The 15,014-nt window shown below is 71.2% G+C and carries 13 protein-coding genes and 1 pseudogene; 5 read left to right on the top strand and 9 right to left on the bottom strand.

The genetic code is table 11. The annotated features are described in order from the left end of the window. Window positions 1–104: 104 nt before the first annotated feature. From JYK18_RS25260 to JYK18_RS25245, 4 genes and pseudogenes are all read right to left on the bottom strand, one after another. Window positions 105–644 (bottom strand): hypothetical protein, encoded by a 540-nt coding sequence (locus JYK18_RS25260; protein WP_206805673.1) that lies wholly within the window; start codon window positions 642–644, stop codon window positions 105–107. 97 nt (window positions 645–741) lie between these two features. Further along, window positions 742–1,773 (bottom strand): annotated as a pseudogene (locus tag JYK18_RS25255) (PHB depolymerase family esterase); the annotation flags it as partial. A gap of 141 nt (window positions 1,774–1,914) precedes the next feature. Continuing rightward, a complete protein-coding gene (locus tag JYK18_RS25250; protein ID WP_206805669.1) occupies window positions 1,915–2,985 on the bottom strand; it encodes an SGNH/GDSL hydrolase family protein in 1,071 nt (356 codons plus the stop codon). A 142-nt stretch (window positions 2,986–3,127) separates the two neighbouring features. Beyond that, window positions 3,128–3,829 (bottom strand): SDR family NAD(P)-dependent oxidoreductase, encoded by a 702-nt coding sequence (locus JYK18_RS25245; protein WP_206805668.1) that lies wholly within the window; start codon window positions 3,827–3,829, stop codon window positions 3,128–3,130. 70 nt (window positions 3,830–3,899) lie between these two features. Here JYK18_RS25245 and JYK18_RS25240 point away from each other — a divergent pair, with 70 nt between their 5' ends. From JYK18_RS25240 to JYK18_RS25230, 3 genes are all read left to right on the top strand, one after another. Then, window positions 3,900–4,733: a LysR family transcriptional regulator gene (locus JYK18_RS25240; RefSeq protein ID WP_242582057.1), complete on the top strand. Its 834-nt coding sequence runs from the start codon at window positions 3,900–3,902 to the stop codon at window positions 4,731–4,733. Window positions 4,734–4,766: 33 nt separating this feature from the next. After that, the gene (locus JYK18_RS25235) at window positions 4,767–6,218 is read left to right on the top strand and encodes a glycosyltransferase family 39 protein (protein WP_206805652.1); all 1,452 of its coding nucleotides are present in this window, start codon (window positions 4,767–4,769) and stop codon (window positions 6,216–6,218) included. Between the two features lie 121 nt (window positions 6,219–6,339). Continuing rightward, the gene (locus tag JYK18_RS25230; protein ID WP_206805650.1) at window positions 6,340–9,303 is read left to right on the top strand and encodes a family 16 glycoside hydrolase; all 2,964 of its coding nucleotides are present in this window, start codon (window positions 6,340–6,342) and stop codon (window positions 9,301–9,303) included. Here the strand turns inward: JYK18_RS25230 and JYK18_RS25225 are convergent, their stop codons facing one another. Next, on the bottom strand, window positions 9,304–10,095 hold the full coding sequence (locus JYK18_RS25225) for an alpha/beta hydrolase (RefSeq protein WP_206805648.1): 792 nt from the start codon (window positions 10,093–10,095) through the stop codon (window positions 9,304–9,306). A 75-nt stretch (window positions 10,096–10,170) separates the two neighbouring features. After that, window positions 10,171–10,596 (bottom strand): pyridoxamine 5'-phosphate oxidase family protein, encoded by a 426-nt coding sequence (locus JYK18_RS25220; RefSeq protein ID WP_206805645.1) that lies wholly within the window; start codon window positions 10,594–10,596, stop codon window positions 10,171–10,173. Window positions 10,597–10,664: 68 nt separating this feature from the next. Between JYK18_RS25220 and JYK18_RS25215 the strand changes: the two genes are divergently transcribed. Beyond that, on the top strand, window positions 10,665–11,477 hold the full coding sequence (locus JYK18_RS25215) for a VOC family protein (protein ID WP_206805635.1): 813 nt from the start codon (window positions 10,665–10,667) through the stop codon (window positions 11,475–11,477). A 158-nt stretch (window positions 11,478–11,635) separates the two neighbouring features. Here the strand turns inward: JYK18_RS25215 and JYK18_RS25210 are convergent, their stop codons facing one another. Then, entirely contained in the window at window positions 11,636–12,550 is a 915-nt protein-coding gene (locus JYK18_RS25210) for an NADP-dependent oxidoreductase (RefSeq protein WP_206805633.1), read from the bottom strand. Between the two features lie 61 nt (window positions 12,551–12,611). On the opposite strand from JYK18_RS25210, the gene JYK18_RS25205 reads away from it, so the two are divergent. Further along, complete coding sequence (locus JYK18_RS25205; protein WP_307796048.1) at window positions 12,612–13,223, top strand: helix-turn-helix domain-containing protein; 612 nt, start codon at window positions 12,612–12,614, stop codon at window positions 13,221–13,223. Between the two features lie 12 nt (window positions 13,224–13,235). On the opposite strand, the gene JYK18_RS25200 is transcribed toward JYK18_RS25205, so the two are convergent. Together JYK18_RS25200 and JYK18_RS25195 are read right to left on the bottom strand one after the other, a co-directional pair. Next, window positions 13,236–14,051, bottom strand: coding sequence for an ABC transporter permease (locus tag JYK18_RS25200; protein ID WP_206805631.1), 816 nt, complete (start codon window positions 14,049–14,051; stop codon window positions 13,236–13,238). Next, window positions 14,048–14,998, bottom strand: a complete 951-nt coding sequence (locus JYK18_RS25195; protein ID WP_206805620.1) for an ATP-binding cassette domain-containing protein — start codon at window positions 14,996–14,998, stop codon at window positions 14,048–14,050. The genes JYK18_RS25200 and JYK18_RS25195 overlap by 4 nt, the downstream gene beginning before the upstream one ends. Window positions 14,999–15,014 lie beyond the last annotated feature (16 nt).

Below are 15,014 nucleotides of genomic sequence, written 5' to 3'. Positions count from 1 at the left end.
AGCGAAAGTCCCAGCGTCACCGACCTCGGAGTAAAAGTCCCGACGTCGCCGATCTCTAGGCGAGGGTCCCAGCCTTGCAGATCGAGCAGGACGCTTGTCGCGGGCTACCCCTTCATAGACCTCCCCGTCTCCGCCAGAGTCTCGGCGAGGAGGCGCACGGCTTTCGGCCCGACGCCGTGCAGGGCCAGCAGCTCGGCCTCGGTGCGGGTGGCGACCTGCGCCAGCGTAGTCACCCCAGCGTTGGCCAGCGCCCGGGTGGCCGGGACGCCGATGGCAGCGGGCAGATCACTGCCGGGCCGCACCGGGGAGGCCACGACGGCGTCCAGCTTCGCCGCCAGTCGCTTCGGGGCGCGGTGCCGCCAGGCGGCCATCACCAGCGCCCACAGGTGCTGCCCGCCGACGTCGGCCAGCGGCGCCTGGAAGCCGACCGGCCGCCCGGCGTGCAGCAGCCGTTCGGCCGCCGGGTAGGCCGCCACGGCCTTGTCCGCCTCCTCGTCCGGCAGCCGGATCCGCACCAGGCCGTCCCGGGTGAGGGCGGCGAACTCCTTGCCCCGGACGGAATAGCGCAGCCCGCCGTCCACCTCGCGCTCTTCGACCTCCTCGAAGGTCAGCGCTGTCTTGCGCAACTGCGCCTTGGTCGTCATGGCCCCGATGCTAGGCGGGGCCACCGACAGTTTCCGCGCACGCGGTCCCGTTGAGCGTGAACGCCGCTGGCTTGCCGGTGTTGCCGGTGTGCCCGGCCTGGAAGCCGATCTCCACCGAACCACCCGCCGGGAGCACCGGCTGGTAGGCCGGGTTCTTCGCGGTGATCGTGGCGCCCGCCTTGGTGTAGACGGCATTCCACCCGGACACGAACTCCTGCCCGGCGGGCAGCGTGTACACCAGGCTCCAGCCGTTGATCGGGGCGGTGCCGGTGTTGGCGATGGTGATCGAAGCAGTCAGGCCGGTGTTCCACGCGTTCACCCGATAGGTGATCGCGCAGTCCGCCGCGGGCGGGTTCGGGCCGCCCTGGTCGAGGCCGAAGAAACGGACAGCCTCCGCGCCCATGCCCGAGGTCCACAGGTTGTGCGACACCCCCTGCAACGAGATCGCCTCGACCCCGGTGCCGTACCGCGTGCGGGTCCAGTTCGGCCGCGGGTAGTCGGTCGCGGTCGGGATGGTGGACACGCCGTGGACGTCGGTCCACTGGTCGATCTGCTCACCGAAGTTGGGGTAACGCAGCGTCTCGTCCTGCGTTCCGTGCCACGTCTGCATTCGCGGCCTCGGCCCGCTGTAACCGGGGTAGGCGGCGCGGACGAGGTCGCCCCACTCGCGCGGGGTCTTCAGCACCAAACCGTTGGCGCACTGGCTGTTCCAGCCCGAACCATCGGTGGTGGCGAAGCAACTCGCCGGCACACCGGAGAAAGCGGCGCCCGCGGCGAAGAGGTCAGGGTAGTTGGCCAGCATGACGTTCGTGGTCATCGCGCCGGACGAGATGCCGGTGACGAACACCCGCGACGCGTCGCCCTGGTAGGTCTGGAGCGCGTACCGCACCATCGACGCCAGCCCGACCGGGTCGCTGCCGCCGTCGCGTTTGAGCGCCTGCGGGGAGGAGACGTCGAAGCAGTTCCCGCTCCGGGTCGCGGACGGGTAGACCACGACGAACCCGTGCTGGTCGGCCAGCTGCGCGAAGTCCGTGCCACTGAACATCGCCGGTCCCGAGCCCGTGCACCAGTGCACCGCCAGCAGCACCGGCGGTTTCGCCTGGACCTGGTCGGGCACGTAGACGTGCATGCGCAGGCCGCTCGGGTTCGGGCCGAAGTTCGTCACCTCGGTGAGCGCCGCCGCGGCGGCGGGCGGGGTGGTGGACAGGCCCGTCACCAGCATGGCGGCGGCCAGCAGAGCGCCGAGAATCCTCATCGTGGTCCCGTTCTGTCACCAGTTCAGCGGCAGGGTGGCGACAAAATCGCCGAGCCGCTGGGCGATGACCTCGTGGTCGTGGGCGGACGGATGCCAGTGGCAGCCGAGGTAGTCCAAGCCGGTTTCGGCGTAGTACCAGTGGCGGACGCGGTCGCCGCGCTCGGTCACGATCTGCTGCGCGGTCTGGGTGAACACCGAGGTGTTGGACAGGTGGGTGGAACTGACGACGATGATCGTGTCCGGGCCGTAGCGGGCGCGGAGCTTGTCGAGGAACCCGTGGTAGGCGGCTTTGTACGCGGCGACAAGGCTTTCGGGGGTCCACGGCTCGCCGGGGTTGAGCGCGGTGGAGAAGTCGTTGATGCCCAGGCCGACCACCACCAGCTGCGGCCGCCAGCTCGCCGGTTTCCGCCACACGTCACCGGCGACGGCGAGCAGCGCGCGGTCGTAGTAGGTGCGGTAGTCGGTGCCGGGCTCACCGCCGTTGTAGTTGCGCACCATGCCGCGGCCGGAGAAGGCGTTGAGCTGGTAGTCGGCGCCCAGCCGGCGAGCGGTCAGCGCGCCGAAGGCCCGGTCGGCGCTGGTGGTCCGGTTGACCTGGTCGCCGGTGCAGTCGCGGCTGGTGGACAGGTTGCCGTAGCCCGCGGTGTAGGAGTCGCCGATGAACTCGATCTGCCGGGTGCGCGCGGCGGGCTTGCCGAGGAGCACCCCGCCCGGCGCGGCGGCGAACCCGCCGAAGGTGCTGGTGGCCCAAGGGCTTTCACTGCGCTTGACCAGCCGGACGGTGTGCTCGGCGTCGGGCAGGCCGTGCACCCAGTGCGTGCCGGGCGCGGGGGTCACCAGGGTGGCCCGGGTGCTCCCGTCGACCTGGATCTCGTAGTCGGCCGCCGGATCCTGCAGGGTGACGCCGATGCCGGTGCCGCGGAACCGCCCCTCGAAGTGGACCCCGGGCCAGCTGAACCTGAGCGACGACCCGGCTTCCTGAACGCGGCCGGGGGTGTGGACCTGGTCGAGCGCACACACCGCGGCGGCGGGCGAGGCCCCGGCCACCACGAGCACCACCGCGAGAATTCCGGCGAAACGCTTCATCGAGCCTCACTTCCACGGTGCGTTGGGAGCGCTCCCAATGCACCGTGGCGCCACCGGCCCACCCCCGTCAACGCGTTTCACCCGGACGGCCTCCGAGGCGAGCGGACACGCCTCCACGACCGGCTTCGGACCCGGTACCCGGTCACCAGGGGATGACCTCGTCCAGGGAGTTCGGACCGCGGAAGGTGCCGGTCGGGCCGTCCGGTGGAAGGGTCGCGAGGGCGACGGGGACCACTGCGCCATCGAACGGAGTGCGAGTCCCGCGCGGGAAGGGCGCCTCGGCGTTCTGGTCGGTCGGCACCAGCCCGGGACTGGTGGCGTTGACCTTGATCCCGTCGGCGCGCAGGGCATCGGCGTAGAGCAGGGTCAGCGCGTTCAGCGCCGCCTTCGACGAGCTGTATGCCAGGAACCCCCGCCCGGAGAGTCCACTGAGGACACCCAATGAACCGAGCCCGCTGGAGACGTTCACGATCCGCGCGCCCGCCGAGCGGCGGAGCAGCGGCAGGCACGCCGAGGTCACCGTGACCACCCCGAAAACGTTGACCTCGTACACCTCGCGCAGGTGCTCGGCGGTGACCTGGTCGGCCCGCACCCCCCATTCGGTCATGATCCCGGCGTTGTTCACCAGCACGTCCAGTCGTCCCGACTCGGCCTCGATCGTGGAGACGGCCGCCGCCACGGAATCCGGGTCGGTGACGTCCAACCGCACCGGGCGGATGCCCGGCCCGCCTTCCGCCTCCCCGCGGACTCCTTGGTACACGGTGAACCCGTGCTCGGCCAGCCGCTGGACGATCGCCCGCCCGATACCTTTGCCACCGCCGGTGACGAGTGCTGCTTCGGTCATGGCACCCAGTCCAGCCGCTCACCCACCGGAACGGAAAGACCGATCGGGTGGTCCGGCATACCCTGTCGGTATGCCGGAGATCCGGGAACTGCGGTACTTCCGCGCCGTCGCCGAGGACCTGAACATCACGCACGCCGCCGCGCGGCTCGGCATCGCGCAGCCGCCGCTGTCGCGGGCCATGCGGCAGCTGGAGCGACGGCTCGGGGTCGCGCTCTTCGACCGCACCGGCCCGCGCCTGGCCCTGACCCCGGCCGGGGAGACCCTGCTCAAGGAAAGCGCCGTGGTGCTCGGCGCGCTCGACACCGCCGTGCGGCACACGCGGCACTCCAGCGCGCCCGGCCTGGTGGTCACCGCGAAACCGGGCGTGGCCACGGAGTTGCTGCACCGCATCCGAACGCGGCTGCCGTCGGAAGTCCGGATCGTGGTGAGCGGCTTCGGCGAGCAGGCCGACATGGTGCGCGACGGCCGCGCGGACGTGGCGGTCGCCGCCTGCGTCGACGGCCACGGCCTCGACACCGAACTGCTCACCACCGAACCCCGCGTCGCGGCCCTCCCCGCCGGGCACGAACTGGCCGGACGCGAAGTCCTCAGCGCCGCCGATCTCGTGGCCGAACCGGCGCCGCGGGTCGCCGGTCACGGGCACTGGCTGGGCGCGCGCGACCGCCCCAACGGGCCGGTCGTCCGGGACAGCGCCCAGTTGCTGGAAGTGGTGGCGCTCGGCCAAGGTGTGGCGCTGGTGCCCGCCTCGCTGGCCGCGCGGAACGTCCGTCCCGACGTGACCTACCGCCCGGTGCCCGACGCGCCGCCGTACCGGACGCTGCTGATCTGGCGGGCGGGCAGCCGCTCGCCGGAGCTCCGCCGGTTCGTGCGAGCCGTGACCCGGATCACCACAGCGAGCGCTTGAGCATGCCGCAGGGGCACAGTTTCTCCTGTGCCCATGGCAGTTCCGCGGCTCGCCACCGGCCCCGTCGCGCTGGTCGCCGCCACCGTCGCCGTGGTCCACCTCGTGCTGGCCGCCGTGCCCCGCGCCTGGTTCGACGAGGACCTGATGCTGGCGATCGGCCGCCACCACCTCGACTGGGGCGCGGTCGACCAGCCGCCGCTGACCCCGTTGCTGGCCCGCCTCGCCGACACGATCGCCCCCGGCTCGCAGTTCGTGCTGGCCCTGCCCGCGGTCCTCGCCGCGGCCGGCGCGGTGCTGCTGACCGCGCTCATGGCCAGGGAACTCGGCGGCGATTCCCGGGCGCAGACGCTGGCCGCGCTCGGCCAGGGCACCTGCGTCGCGGCCGCCCAGTTCGGCCACTGGCTGACCCCGTACTCGCTCGAACCCGCGCTGTGGGCCGGAATCTTCTGGCTGCTGCTGCGCTGGCTCCGGCTCCGCGACGACCGGCTGCTGCTCGCGCTCGGTGTCCTCGCCGGACTCACCGCGCAGACCCGGTTCCAGGTGATGGCGCTGGCGCTCGTGGTGGTCACCGCGATCGTGCTGACCGGGCCGCGCGCGTTGCTGGGCCGCCCGGCTTTCTGGGCGGGCACGGCGATCGCGCTGGCGATCGCGGCCCCGACGCTGCTCTGGCAGGCGGCGAACGGCTGGCCCCAGCTCGCCATGGCGGAGGTGGTCTCGGCCGAGAACTCGCTCATCTACGGCAGTCCGCTGCTCGTCGCGGGACACGGACTCGCCGTCACCGGCCCGCTCACGCTCGGGCTCGCGGTGTGCGGACTGGTCGCGCTGTACCGCGAGCCGCGGTGGCGCGAACTCCGCTTCCTCGGTGTGACGTTTGCGATCCTGTTCGCGATCGTGGTGATCACTTCCGGTCGCCACTACTACCTGCTGTCCCTGTACAGCGTTCTCGTCGCACTCGGCGCGGTGGCGTTGCAGCACCGGCGGGAAGCGGGACGGCGGCGCGCCGCGTGGCCGGTGGTCGCGCTCAGCGTGGTGCTGGCCGTGGCCGGGCTCGCGTCCTCGGTTGTGCTGGCGTCGCCCAAGTTCGCCGACCCGCTGGTCGCCGCGACCGCCCGCGCGTACCACGATCTTCCGCCGTGGCAACGAGAACGCACAGCCATCGGGGCTAACCCCTACGTCTACGCGGCCTATTTGGACGCTGCCGCACCGGAGCTGGAACTGCCCGCCGCGGCCAGCCCGAACCGCGCCTACGGCTGGTTCCCGCCGCCCCCGGACAGCCAGGACCACCTGCTCCTGGCCGGTGAACCGGACCAGTTGCGCCCGTGGTTCACCCACCTCCGCGCGCTGACGACGGTCCACGCGACCACACCGCTGGGCACCTACGGCGGACTGGTGCCGGAGGCGACCACGATCTGGCTGCTCAGTGGCCGGAACACCCCGTGGACGGAGATCTGGCCCGCCCTGCGTGGTCTCGCACTCGAACCGTGACCTTCTTTCGCAAATTTCCAGCACTCTTTCGTTGACCTTGCACAAAAGGGCTGGCTACGTTGGGGCAACGCGGTTTCGCGCAGTGGAGCACGAGCCGTGTCCCCACCGAGGAGGAACGCCCATGCGGCTGTTCGTCGCCCTGCTCGCCTTGCTCGTGGCCGTGGTCTTCCCGGCCCCGGCACTGGCGCAGTCCGAGATCCCGCCGCAGGAACCCGGCGTGACGATGCGGATCTTCGACGTCCAGGTCCCACTGGACGAGTACTGCACGCTCAAACCCAGCCAGACCCCCAACATCGACGTGCTGAAGCCGACGATCGACTGGACCACCAACGCCGACTTCGGCATCGCCGACCGGTTCGTCACCGAGGTCACCGGCTACCTCAACCCCACCACCGCCGGCCGGTACGACTTCCGGCTCACCAGTGACGACGGCGCCCGCCTCTTCCTCGGCGGCACCCAGGTGATCGATCACCCCGGCAAGCACGGCGCCACCCCCAAGGACGGCTCGATCGAGCTGACCGCCGGGCCGCACGCCCTGCACATCGACCACTTCGACGGAGACTTCGACCAGCGGCTCAAGCTGGAGTGGAAGCCGCCGGGCGCGACCGCGTTCACCCTGGTGCCCACCTCCGCGCTGAGCACCGACGCCGGCGTCACCCGGGTCACCTCCCCCGGCCGCAAGGAGTGCGAGGGCGTCACCGAATCCCCCGGCGACGGCCTGCCGCTGACCGGCGTGCACCCCGGTTACACGCTGACCGACCTGCGCCCGGCCGGGTTCGAGCCGCAGGTCACCGGCATGGACTGGCTGCCGGACGGCCGGCTGGCGATCTCCACCTGGGGCGGCTCGCGCGAGTCCGTCAGCGGTGAGGTGTACCTGATCGACAACGTCACCGGCACCACCGACGCCGCACAGGTGCAGCCGAAGAAGATCGCCGAGAAGCTCCGCGAGCCGATGGGCATCAAGTACGTCGACGGCAAGCTCTACGTGTCCGAAAAGGACGGACTCACCGAGCTGAACGACACCAACGGCGACGAGGTCACCGACCAGTACCGCAAGATCGCCACCTGGCCGTTCGGCGGCAACTACCACGAGTTCGCCTTCGGCCTGCTCTACCAGAACGGCTCCTTCTACGTCTCCACCGGCATCGCCATGGTGCCCGGTGGCGCGAGCCTCGACCCGCAGCCCGCGGCGAACCGCGGTTCCACCATCAAGATCGACAAGGCCACCGGCAAGGTGTCCTATGTGGCCGGTGGGCTGCGCACGCCGAACGGGCTCGGCTGGGGCCCGGAGGGCGACATCTTCGTCACCGACAACCAGGGCGCCTACCTGCCGACCTCGAAGCTGGTGCGGATCAAGCAGGGCCGCTTCTTCAACCACCACACCAATCCCGACGGCCCGTACGACGACCAGCCGGTGACCGAGCCGGTGCTCTGGCTGCCGCACGGCGAGATCTCGAACTCGCCGAGCAACCCGCTGGTGCTGCCCGACGGGGTGTTCGCCGGGCAGATGGTCTTCGGCGACGTGACCTACGGCGGGCTGCAGCGCGCGTACCTGGAGAAGGTCGGTGACGACTACCAGGGCGCGGTGTTCCGGATGACGCAGGGCCTGGAGTCCGGGGTCAGCCGGATCAGCCTCGGCCCGGACGGCGCGATCTACACCGGCGGCATCGGTTCCGAGGGCAACTGGGGCCAGGCCGGCAAGCTGAAGCACGGCCTGCAGAAGCTCACCCCGAACGGCACCAGCGGCTTCGACATGCTCGCCATGCGCGCGGTCGACGGCGGGTTCGAGATCGAGTACACCGAGCCGCTGTCCGACGCGACCGCGCAGGACCTGGCGTCGAAGTACCGGGCCGAGCAGTGGCGGTACGTGGCTTCCCCGCAGTACGGCGGCCCGAAGGTGGACGAGGAAACCCTCGGCGTGACCTCGGCGGCGCTGTCCGCGGACCGCAAGACGGTGACGCTGGAGGTGGCCGGGCTGAAGCCGGGCCGCGTGGTGCACGTCCAGTCCCCGCGCCCGTTCGCCTCGGCCTCCGGCACGGAGCTGTGGAGCACGGAAGCCTGGTACACGCTCAACACGCTGCCGGACGGTTCGACCGCGCCGCCGGAGTACGAGGCGGAATCCGCGCAGCTGGCCGGTGGCACCGGGTTCAACACCAACCACAGCGGCTACTCGGGGTCCGGGTTCATCGACCGCAACTGGGAACCGGGCACCAGCACCACCTTCGCGGTCACCGCGGACCGGGCGGGCAGGCACGACATCGCGCTGCGGTACGCGAACGGGCTCAACCCGAGCCCGAACCCGGTGAGCAAGTCGCTGAGCCTGTACGTCAACGGGCGCAAGGAGAAGCAGGTCTGGCTCGCCAGCACCGGGGCCTGGAACCAGTGGGCGACGCACGTCGAATCCGTGCCGCTGCGGACCGGCGCGAACAAGATCTCGTTCGTCTACGAAGCCACCGACACCGGGCACGTCAACCTCGACAAGCTCACCGTCACGCCGACCAAGCGGACCACGTTGTTCGACGGCACGAACCTGGACGCGTGGGAGGCGACCGCGGGCGGTCCGGCGAAGTGGCCGGTGGCCAACGGCTCGATGGAGTCGTTCGGCGGGGACATCCGCACCAAGGAGAAGTTCGGTGACTTCCGGATGCACGCCGAGTGGTACCAGCCGCACCTCCCGCCCGAGCAGACCGGGCAGGCGCGCGGCAACAGCGGTGTCTACATCCAGGAGCGCTACGAGATCCAGGTGCTGGACTCGTTCGGCATCAACCCGCCGAAGACGAACGACGCCGGGGCGATCTACACGAAGAAGGCACCGGACGTGAACGCCGCGACGGCACCGGGGACGTGGCAGAGCTACGACATCATCTTCCGGGCCGCGCGGTACGACAACACCGGCAAGAAGATCGCCGACGCGCGGGTGAGCCTGTGGTGGAACGGGATCCTGGTGCACAACGACGTCGCGATCAACGGCAGCACCGGGGCGGGGCGGCCGGAGGACCCGTCGCAGGGCCACATCCGGCTGCAGGACCACGGTGACCCCGGGGACAACCCGAGGTTCCGCAACGTCTGGATCGAACGGATGTAGCTAGCCGGGGAGGTGGCGCCGGAAGAACTCGGTGAGTCCGGCGTCCACCTCCCTGGCCAGCGGAAGTTGGGGCGCGGGTTCGATTCCCGGCTCTTCGGCGAGTGGGTGCGCCAGGCCGGGGATCGACAGCAGTTCGGCGCCGGTGGCGTCGGCGAGGCTGAGCGCGTCGGTGCGCAGGCCGGGGTGGTCCTCCTCACCGCTGACCACGAGCAGCGGCGCGCGACCGGTGAGCGCGTCGGTCTTGGTCCCGGCGAGGAAATCCATGCTCTCCACGGCCTTTTCGGACTCGGCGTCGTACGGGTAGTCCCCGGGGAACAGCTCCACCACCGACCGCATCCGGATGCAGGCGTTCACCAGCGCGCCCGCGAACACCGGTACCTGGGTGCCGGCCAGCACCTGCAACGCGACGGCCCCGCCCAGCGAACCACCGAGCACGCCGATCGGGCCGTCGTCGACGGGCAGCTGGTCCCGGATCGACGCCAGCGCGGCCGGGAACTCCTCGGCCGCCTGCTTGGCGAACGGGTACAAAAAGGACATCAGCACGTCCTCGCGCACCAACGCCATTCCGGCGTCCATGCTGCCGTCGACCATGCGCGCGCCGCACATCGGCATGCCGAGGTGCACGCGCCACGCGGGCAGGCCGTGCATCGGCAGCGCGGCGGCGAACGCGGCGTCCGAGCGGGGTGCGTCGAGCATGTGCCAGGTGAGGATCAGCGGGGCCGGGCCGTCCCCGGCCGGGGGCAACGCGGTGAACGGCACGCCGGCGGCGGTGCCGGTGATCGGTGGGTGCATGCGACCACGGTAGATCCGCGGCGGTCGGCCGGGAATCGGTTACGCCACCAGCGGAACCGGCGCACCGCCAGTGTCTTAGGACAGTTCGAGCCGGACCTCGCGCAGCGAGGGCTGAGCACCGCGGAAATCGCCGAATCGCGCCCAGTCCAGCGCCACCCGCACCACGACCACGCCGCCGTCGCCGAACGAACCGGCGAACTCCGGGAACGCCGCCAGGTAGGTGGCCGTGCAGTGGTCGAGCGCGTCCCCGTCCGGGAAGTCGGCGATGCCCTGGCACTGCAGCGTGGTGCCGTCCGATCCGCCGACGACCACTGCGACGCGCCCGTCGCGGCGCAGGTTGGCGACCTTGCGGGAGTCCGGTTTCGCGTCGAAGACGAGGTCACCGGCATCGGTCGCGGCGAGCGTGAGATAGGCGGCCTGCGGTTCCCCGCCCGGCCCGAGCGTCGACACCACACCCGCGCGCTGGGCCCGCACGTACTCGACCAGTTCCTGCCGTTCCACCGGCTCAGCTTAGGCAGCATGACGGCGAGCGGGCTCGTCCACCCGCGGTGAACCGCTAGAGTGGGTTCATGATCATCAGCCCGGCGCCCGGTGGTCCGGGCTGGCTGGAACTCGCCACCGCGGACCTGGACCGGAGCACGCGCTTCTACCAGGACGTGTTCGGCTGGACCTACCAGCAGGTGACCGACGGCGACGGCCGGGGTTACGTCGTCGCGTCGCTGTTCGACGAGCCCGTGGCCGGGTTCCGCGGGCACCGCGACGCGGTCCGGGACTGGACGCTGTACCTGGCCACCCCGGACCTCGCGGCGACCAGCGCCCAGGCCTACCGCCTCGGCGGCGGCGTGCTCGAAACCCGGCCCCACGTGGTGCCCGGCGTCGGGGCCAAGCTGCTGGTCGACGACCCCAGCGGCGCCACCTTCGGCCTGGCGCAACCCGAGCACGGCTTCACCGCGGGCCTGCCGGGCACCCTGGTGTGGGCGGAGTTCGTCACCCGGCAGGCCCATCTCGCGGACCGGTTCTTCGGCGCCCTGTTCGGCTACACCCAGCGCCAGTTCGGCGACGGCAAAGCCACCGACTACGTGGTGCACTCGCTGGGCGACGACTCGGTGTTCGGCCGGGTCCGGATGGATCCCGCCACCCCGCCCGAGGTCCCACCCCGCTGGATCGCGCACTTCGAAGTGGACCCCGATCTCGGCTTCGACCAGACCCTGAACCGCGCCAGGGAAGCGGGAGCGCGGTTGCGGTTCCGGCCCTACGCCTCGGCGCTGGGCAAGGTCGCCGTGCTGTCCGATCCGCTCGGCACCCGCTTCGCCATCATCGACCCGGCACTGGCGTCGGACTGGGACTACCGCTCCGCCGCCGACGATCCGTACGACAACTAGGCGGTGTCCGGCAAGTCTGCTCGATGGGCTTCGTGATCCAGGTGGTTCCTGGCGGTGCCGGGCGTTCGGCCTCGTACTGGCCGTACTCGGCCGAAGGCCCGGTGCCGCCAGGGACCGCCTGGGCGCGAAGACCGCGAGCGTGACTTGCCGGACACCGCCTAGGGAAGCAACACGATTTTCCCGCCCGCACGGCGGTTTTCGCTCAGTTCGTGCGCGGCGGCGGCGTCGGCCAGCGGGAAGGTCGCCGCGACCGGTACTCGCAAGCGACCCTCGGCGGCGAGCGCGGTCGCGGTGGCGAGACCGTGCGGTGCCGGCGTGTCCGCCCCGGCCATCGGTGCCGTGTGCGAGAGGTACACACCGTGCTCGTGCGCGGCGAGGTCGGCGATCGTCACCACGCGTGCCGGGTCGCCGGTGATCGCCACCAGCTGGGGCAGGTCCCGGCCGGCGCAGTCGAGCACGAAGTCCACAGTGGACGGCAACCGGCCGGCCAGCCCCGGCCCGTAGGTGACCGGTTCCGCGCCCAGCGACCGCACGAGGTCGTGGTTCTGTTCGCGTGCGGTGCCGACGACCTTCGCCCCGCGGGCAACGGCGAGCTGCACGGCGACGGTGCCCACTCCCCCGGCCGCCCCCTGCACGAGCACGGTCTGCCCGGCGCCCAGCGCGAGCCGGTCGAACACCCGGGTGGCCGTCTCGACGCTGCCCGCCGCACCGCCCGCTTCCTCCCAGCTCCACGCCGCCGGTTTGGGCGCCCACATGCCGAGGACCGCGTAGTCGGAGTTGGCGCCCCGCGCCGCCGACGAGGTGCCCCCGAACACCTCGTCGCCGACGCGCACGCCGGTCACCCCCTCGCCCACCTCGTCGACCACTCCCGCGGCGTCGAAACCGGTCAGGTAGGGCAGTTCGATCGGCGCCACCTCGCGCAACTCCCCGGACCGGATCCGCACGTCCCCGGCGGCCAGCCCGGAAGCCCGGACCTCGATGCGGATCTCCCCCGGCCCGGCGTGCGGGACGGGAACTTCGGCGACGCGCAGGACGCTGGGCGGGCCGTACTCGGTGATCTGGATGGCTCTCATGCCCCGGACGTTAACGGAACACCCCGTCCGGTTAGTTAAAGTGAGAGGGGTGACGGCTCAAGTGGGAACGAAGCTCCGCTCCGACGCCAGGGACAACCGCGCGCGCATCCTCGCGGTGGCCCGGCTCGCCTTCGCCGCCGAAGGGCTCGACGTGCCGATCCGGGAGATCGCCCGGCGCGCCGGCCTCGGCGTGGCCACGGTCTACCGGCACTTCGCCACCAAGGACGACCTGCTGGAGGAGGCCTTCGCCGAGCAGATGGTGCTGTGCTCGGCGGTGGTGGAGGAGGGACTGGCGGCGAGCGATCCGTGGGACGGCTTCCGCCTGGTGATCGAGAACGTGATGGTGGTGCACGCGCTCGACCGGGGGTTCGCCCGCGCCTTCACCTCGCAACTCCCCCGCTCGCTCGACTTCGCCGCCGAACGCGACCGCGCCCTGCGCAGCATGCTCGAACTGGTGGCGCGGGCGAAGAAGTCCGGTTCCCTGCGGGAGGACTTCGTGCTGGAGGACCTCGCGCTGGCCCTGATGGCGAACGAGGGCATCCGCACCGAGTCGCCGGAGCTGCGTGCCGCCGCCTCACGCCGCTTCGCCGCGCTCATGCTCCAGTCCTTCCAAGCGAAACCGGTGGCAGGACCCCTGCCACCGGCTGTCCGGCTTCCCCTGTCGAGGCTCTGACCACGAACCCGCTCAGCGGCTGTACTCGCGGTTGTACAACTTCTTCGCCCAGACGTAGCTCCCCAGCGTGATCACCAGGCACCAGCCGAGCGCGATCCACGCGCTGTTCCCGATCGGCGTGCCCATCAGCAGGCCGCGCAGGGAGTCGATCACCGGGGTGAACGGCTGGTACTCGGCGAACCAGCGGATCGCCGCAGGCATCGAGTCGGTCGGGACGAACCCGCTGCCGAGGAACGGCAGCAGCACCAGCGGCATGCCCACGTTGCTCGCCGTCTCCACGCTGCCGCTCGCCAGGCCCAGCGCGACCGACAGCCAGATGAGCGCGAACGCCAGCGCCAGCACCACCCCGCCGGCGGCCAGCCAGCCGCCGAGGTCCGCCGCCGGGTCGAACCCGATCAGCAGCGCCACGCCGAGCACCACGCCGACGGTGAGCATGGTCTGGATCACGCTGCCCAGCACGTGCCCGGTCAGCACCGAGACGCGGGCGATCGCCATGGTGCGGAAGCGGGCGATGATGCCCTCGGTCATGTCCATCGCGACCGAGATCGCGGTGCCCTGCACGGCGCTGCAGACCGCCATCAGGATGATCGCGGGCACCACGTAGTTGACGTACTCCGCGCGCCCGCCGGACGCACCACCGAGCCCGGCACCCAGCGTGCCGCCGAACACGTAGACGAACAGCAGCAGGAACACGATCGGCATGCCGACCAGCAGCACCGTCATCGACGGGTACCGGATGATGTGCTGGAGGTTGCGCCCCAGCATGGTCGCCGAGTCGGTCAGCGCGCGGGAGCGGGTGCTCACCGGGCGCGGCAGGGTGTGGGTCATCGGGTGGCCACCTTCTCGTTCGCGGGGTTGGTGCCGGTCAGGGCGAGGAAGACGTCGTCGAGGTCGGGGGTGTGCAGGCCCAGCTGGTCGACCTCGATGCGGTCGGCGTCGAGCCGGTCGATCAGGGCCTTGAGCGAGCGAAGGCTGCCGTCGCTGGGCACGCGCAGGGTCAGCGAGTCGGCGTCGGGCGTGCCGTTGGCCACCGACCGCACCGCCGCGTCGAACCCGCGGGGGTCGGCGAACCGCAGTTCCACGTGCCCGCCGGGGATGCGGCGCTTGAGTTCGTCCGCGGTGCCCTCGGCGACCAGCCTGCCGTGGTCGAGCACGGCGATCCGGTCGGCGAGCTCGTCGGCCTCCTCCAGGTACTGCGTGGTGAGGAAGACGGTCACGCCACCGGCCACCAGCTCGCGGACGATCTGCCACATGCCGCGGCGGCTGCGCGGGTCCAGCCCGGTGGTCGGCTCGTCGAGGAAGATCACCCTCGGCTGCCCGACCAGCGTCATCGCCAGGTCGAGGCGCCGCCGCATGCCACCGGAGTAGGTGGACACCGGCTTCTTCGCCGCCTCGGTCAGGTCGAACTGCTCCAGCAGGCCGTGCGCGAGCCGCTTGCGCTCACCACGGGCGACCAGGTGCAGTTTGGCCATCAGCAGGAGGTTCTCCTCGCCGGTGAGCAGGTTGTCCACCGCGGAGAACTGGCCGGTGACCCCGATCGCGGCACGGACCCCGTCCGGGTCACCCGCCAGGTCGCGGCCGGCGATCCGCGCGGTGCCCTGGTCGGCGTTGATCAGCGTGGACAGGATCTTGACCGTGGTGGTCTTGCCCGCGCCGTTCGCGCCGAGCAGGGCGAAGATGGTGCCGCGCGGCACGTCCAGGTCGATGCCGTCGAGCACGGTCTTGTCCCCGAACGACTTGCGCAGTCCGGTCGCCGTGATGGCGGACGTGGTCATGGGTTGGTTTCCTTCC

It is taken from the genome of Amycolatopsis sp. 195334CR, assembly GCF_017309385.1.
Classification (GTDB): domain Bacteria; phylum Actinomycetota; class Actinomycetes; order Mycobacteriales; family Pseudonocardiaceae; genus Amycolatopsis.
This window is presented reverse-complemented; position numbering and strand designations above follow the sequence as displayed.

Excerpts from the sequence above, each read along its gene's own strand:
- JYK18_RS25260 (WP_206805673.1), bottom strand. The coding sequence starts at position 644 with ATGACGACCAAGGCGCAGTTGCGCAAGACAGCGCTGACCTTCGAGGAG.
- JYK18_RS25250 (WP_206805669.1), bottom strand. The coding sequence starts at position 2,985 with ATGAAGCGTTTCGCCGGAATTCTCGCGGTGGTGCTCGTGGTGGCCGGG.
- JYK18_RS25245 (WP_206805668.1), bottom strand. The coding sequence starts at position 3,829 with ATGACCGAAGCAGCACTCGTCACCGGCGGTGGCAAAGGTATCGGGCGG.
- JYK18_RS25240 (WP_242582057.1), top strand. The coding sequence starts at position 3,900 with ATGCCGGAGATCCGGGAACTGCGGTACTTCCGCGCCGTCGCCGAGGAC.
- JYK18_RS25235 (WP_206805652.1), top strand. The coding sequence starts at position 4,767 with ATGGCAGTTCCGCGGCTCGCCACCGGCCCCGTCGCGCTGGTCGCCGCC.
- JYK18_RS25230 (WP_206805650.1), top strand. The coding sequence starts at position 6,340 with ATGCGGCTGTTCGTCGCCCTGCTCGCCTTGCTCGTGGCCGTGGTCTTC.
- JYK18_RS25225 (WP_206805648.1), bottom strand. The coding sequence starts at position 10,095 with ATGCACCCACCGATCACCGGCACCGCCGCCGGCGTGCCGTTCACCGCG.
- JYK18_RS25215 (WP_206805635.1), top strand. The coding sequence starts at position 10,665 with ATGATCATCAGCCCGGCGCCCGGTGGTCCGGGCTGGCTGGAACTCGCC.
- JYK18_RS25210 (WP_206805633.1), bottom strand. The coding sequence starts at position 12,550 with ATGAGAGCCATCCAGATCACCGAGTACGGCCCGCCCAGCGTCCTGCGC.
- JYK18_RS25200 (WP_206805631.1), bottom strand. The coding sequence starts at position 14,051 with ATGACCCACACCCTGCCGCGCCCGGTGAGCACCCGCTCCCGCGCGCTG.
- JYK18_RS25195 (WP_206805620.1), bottom strand. The coding sequence starts at position 14,998 with ATGACCACGTCCGCCATCACGGCGACCGGACTGCGCAAGTCGTTCGGG.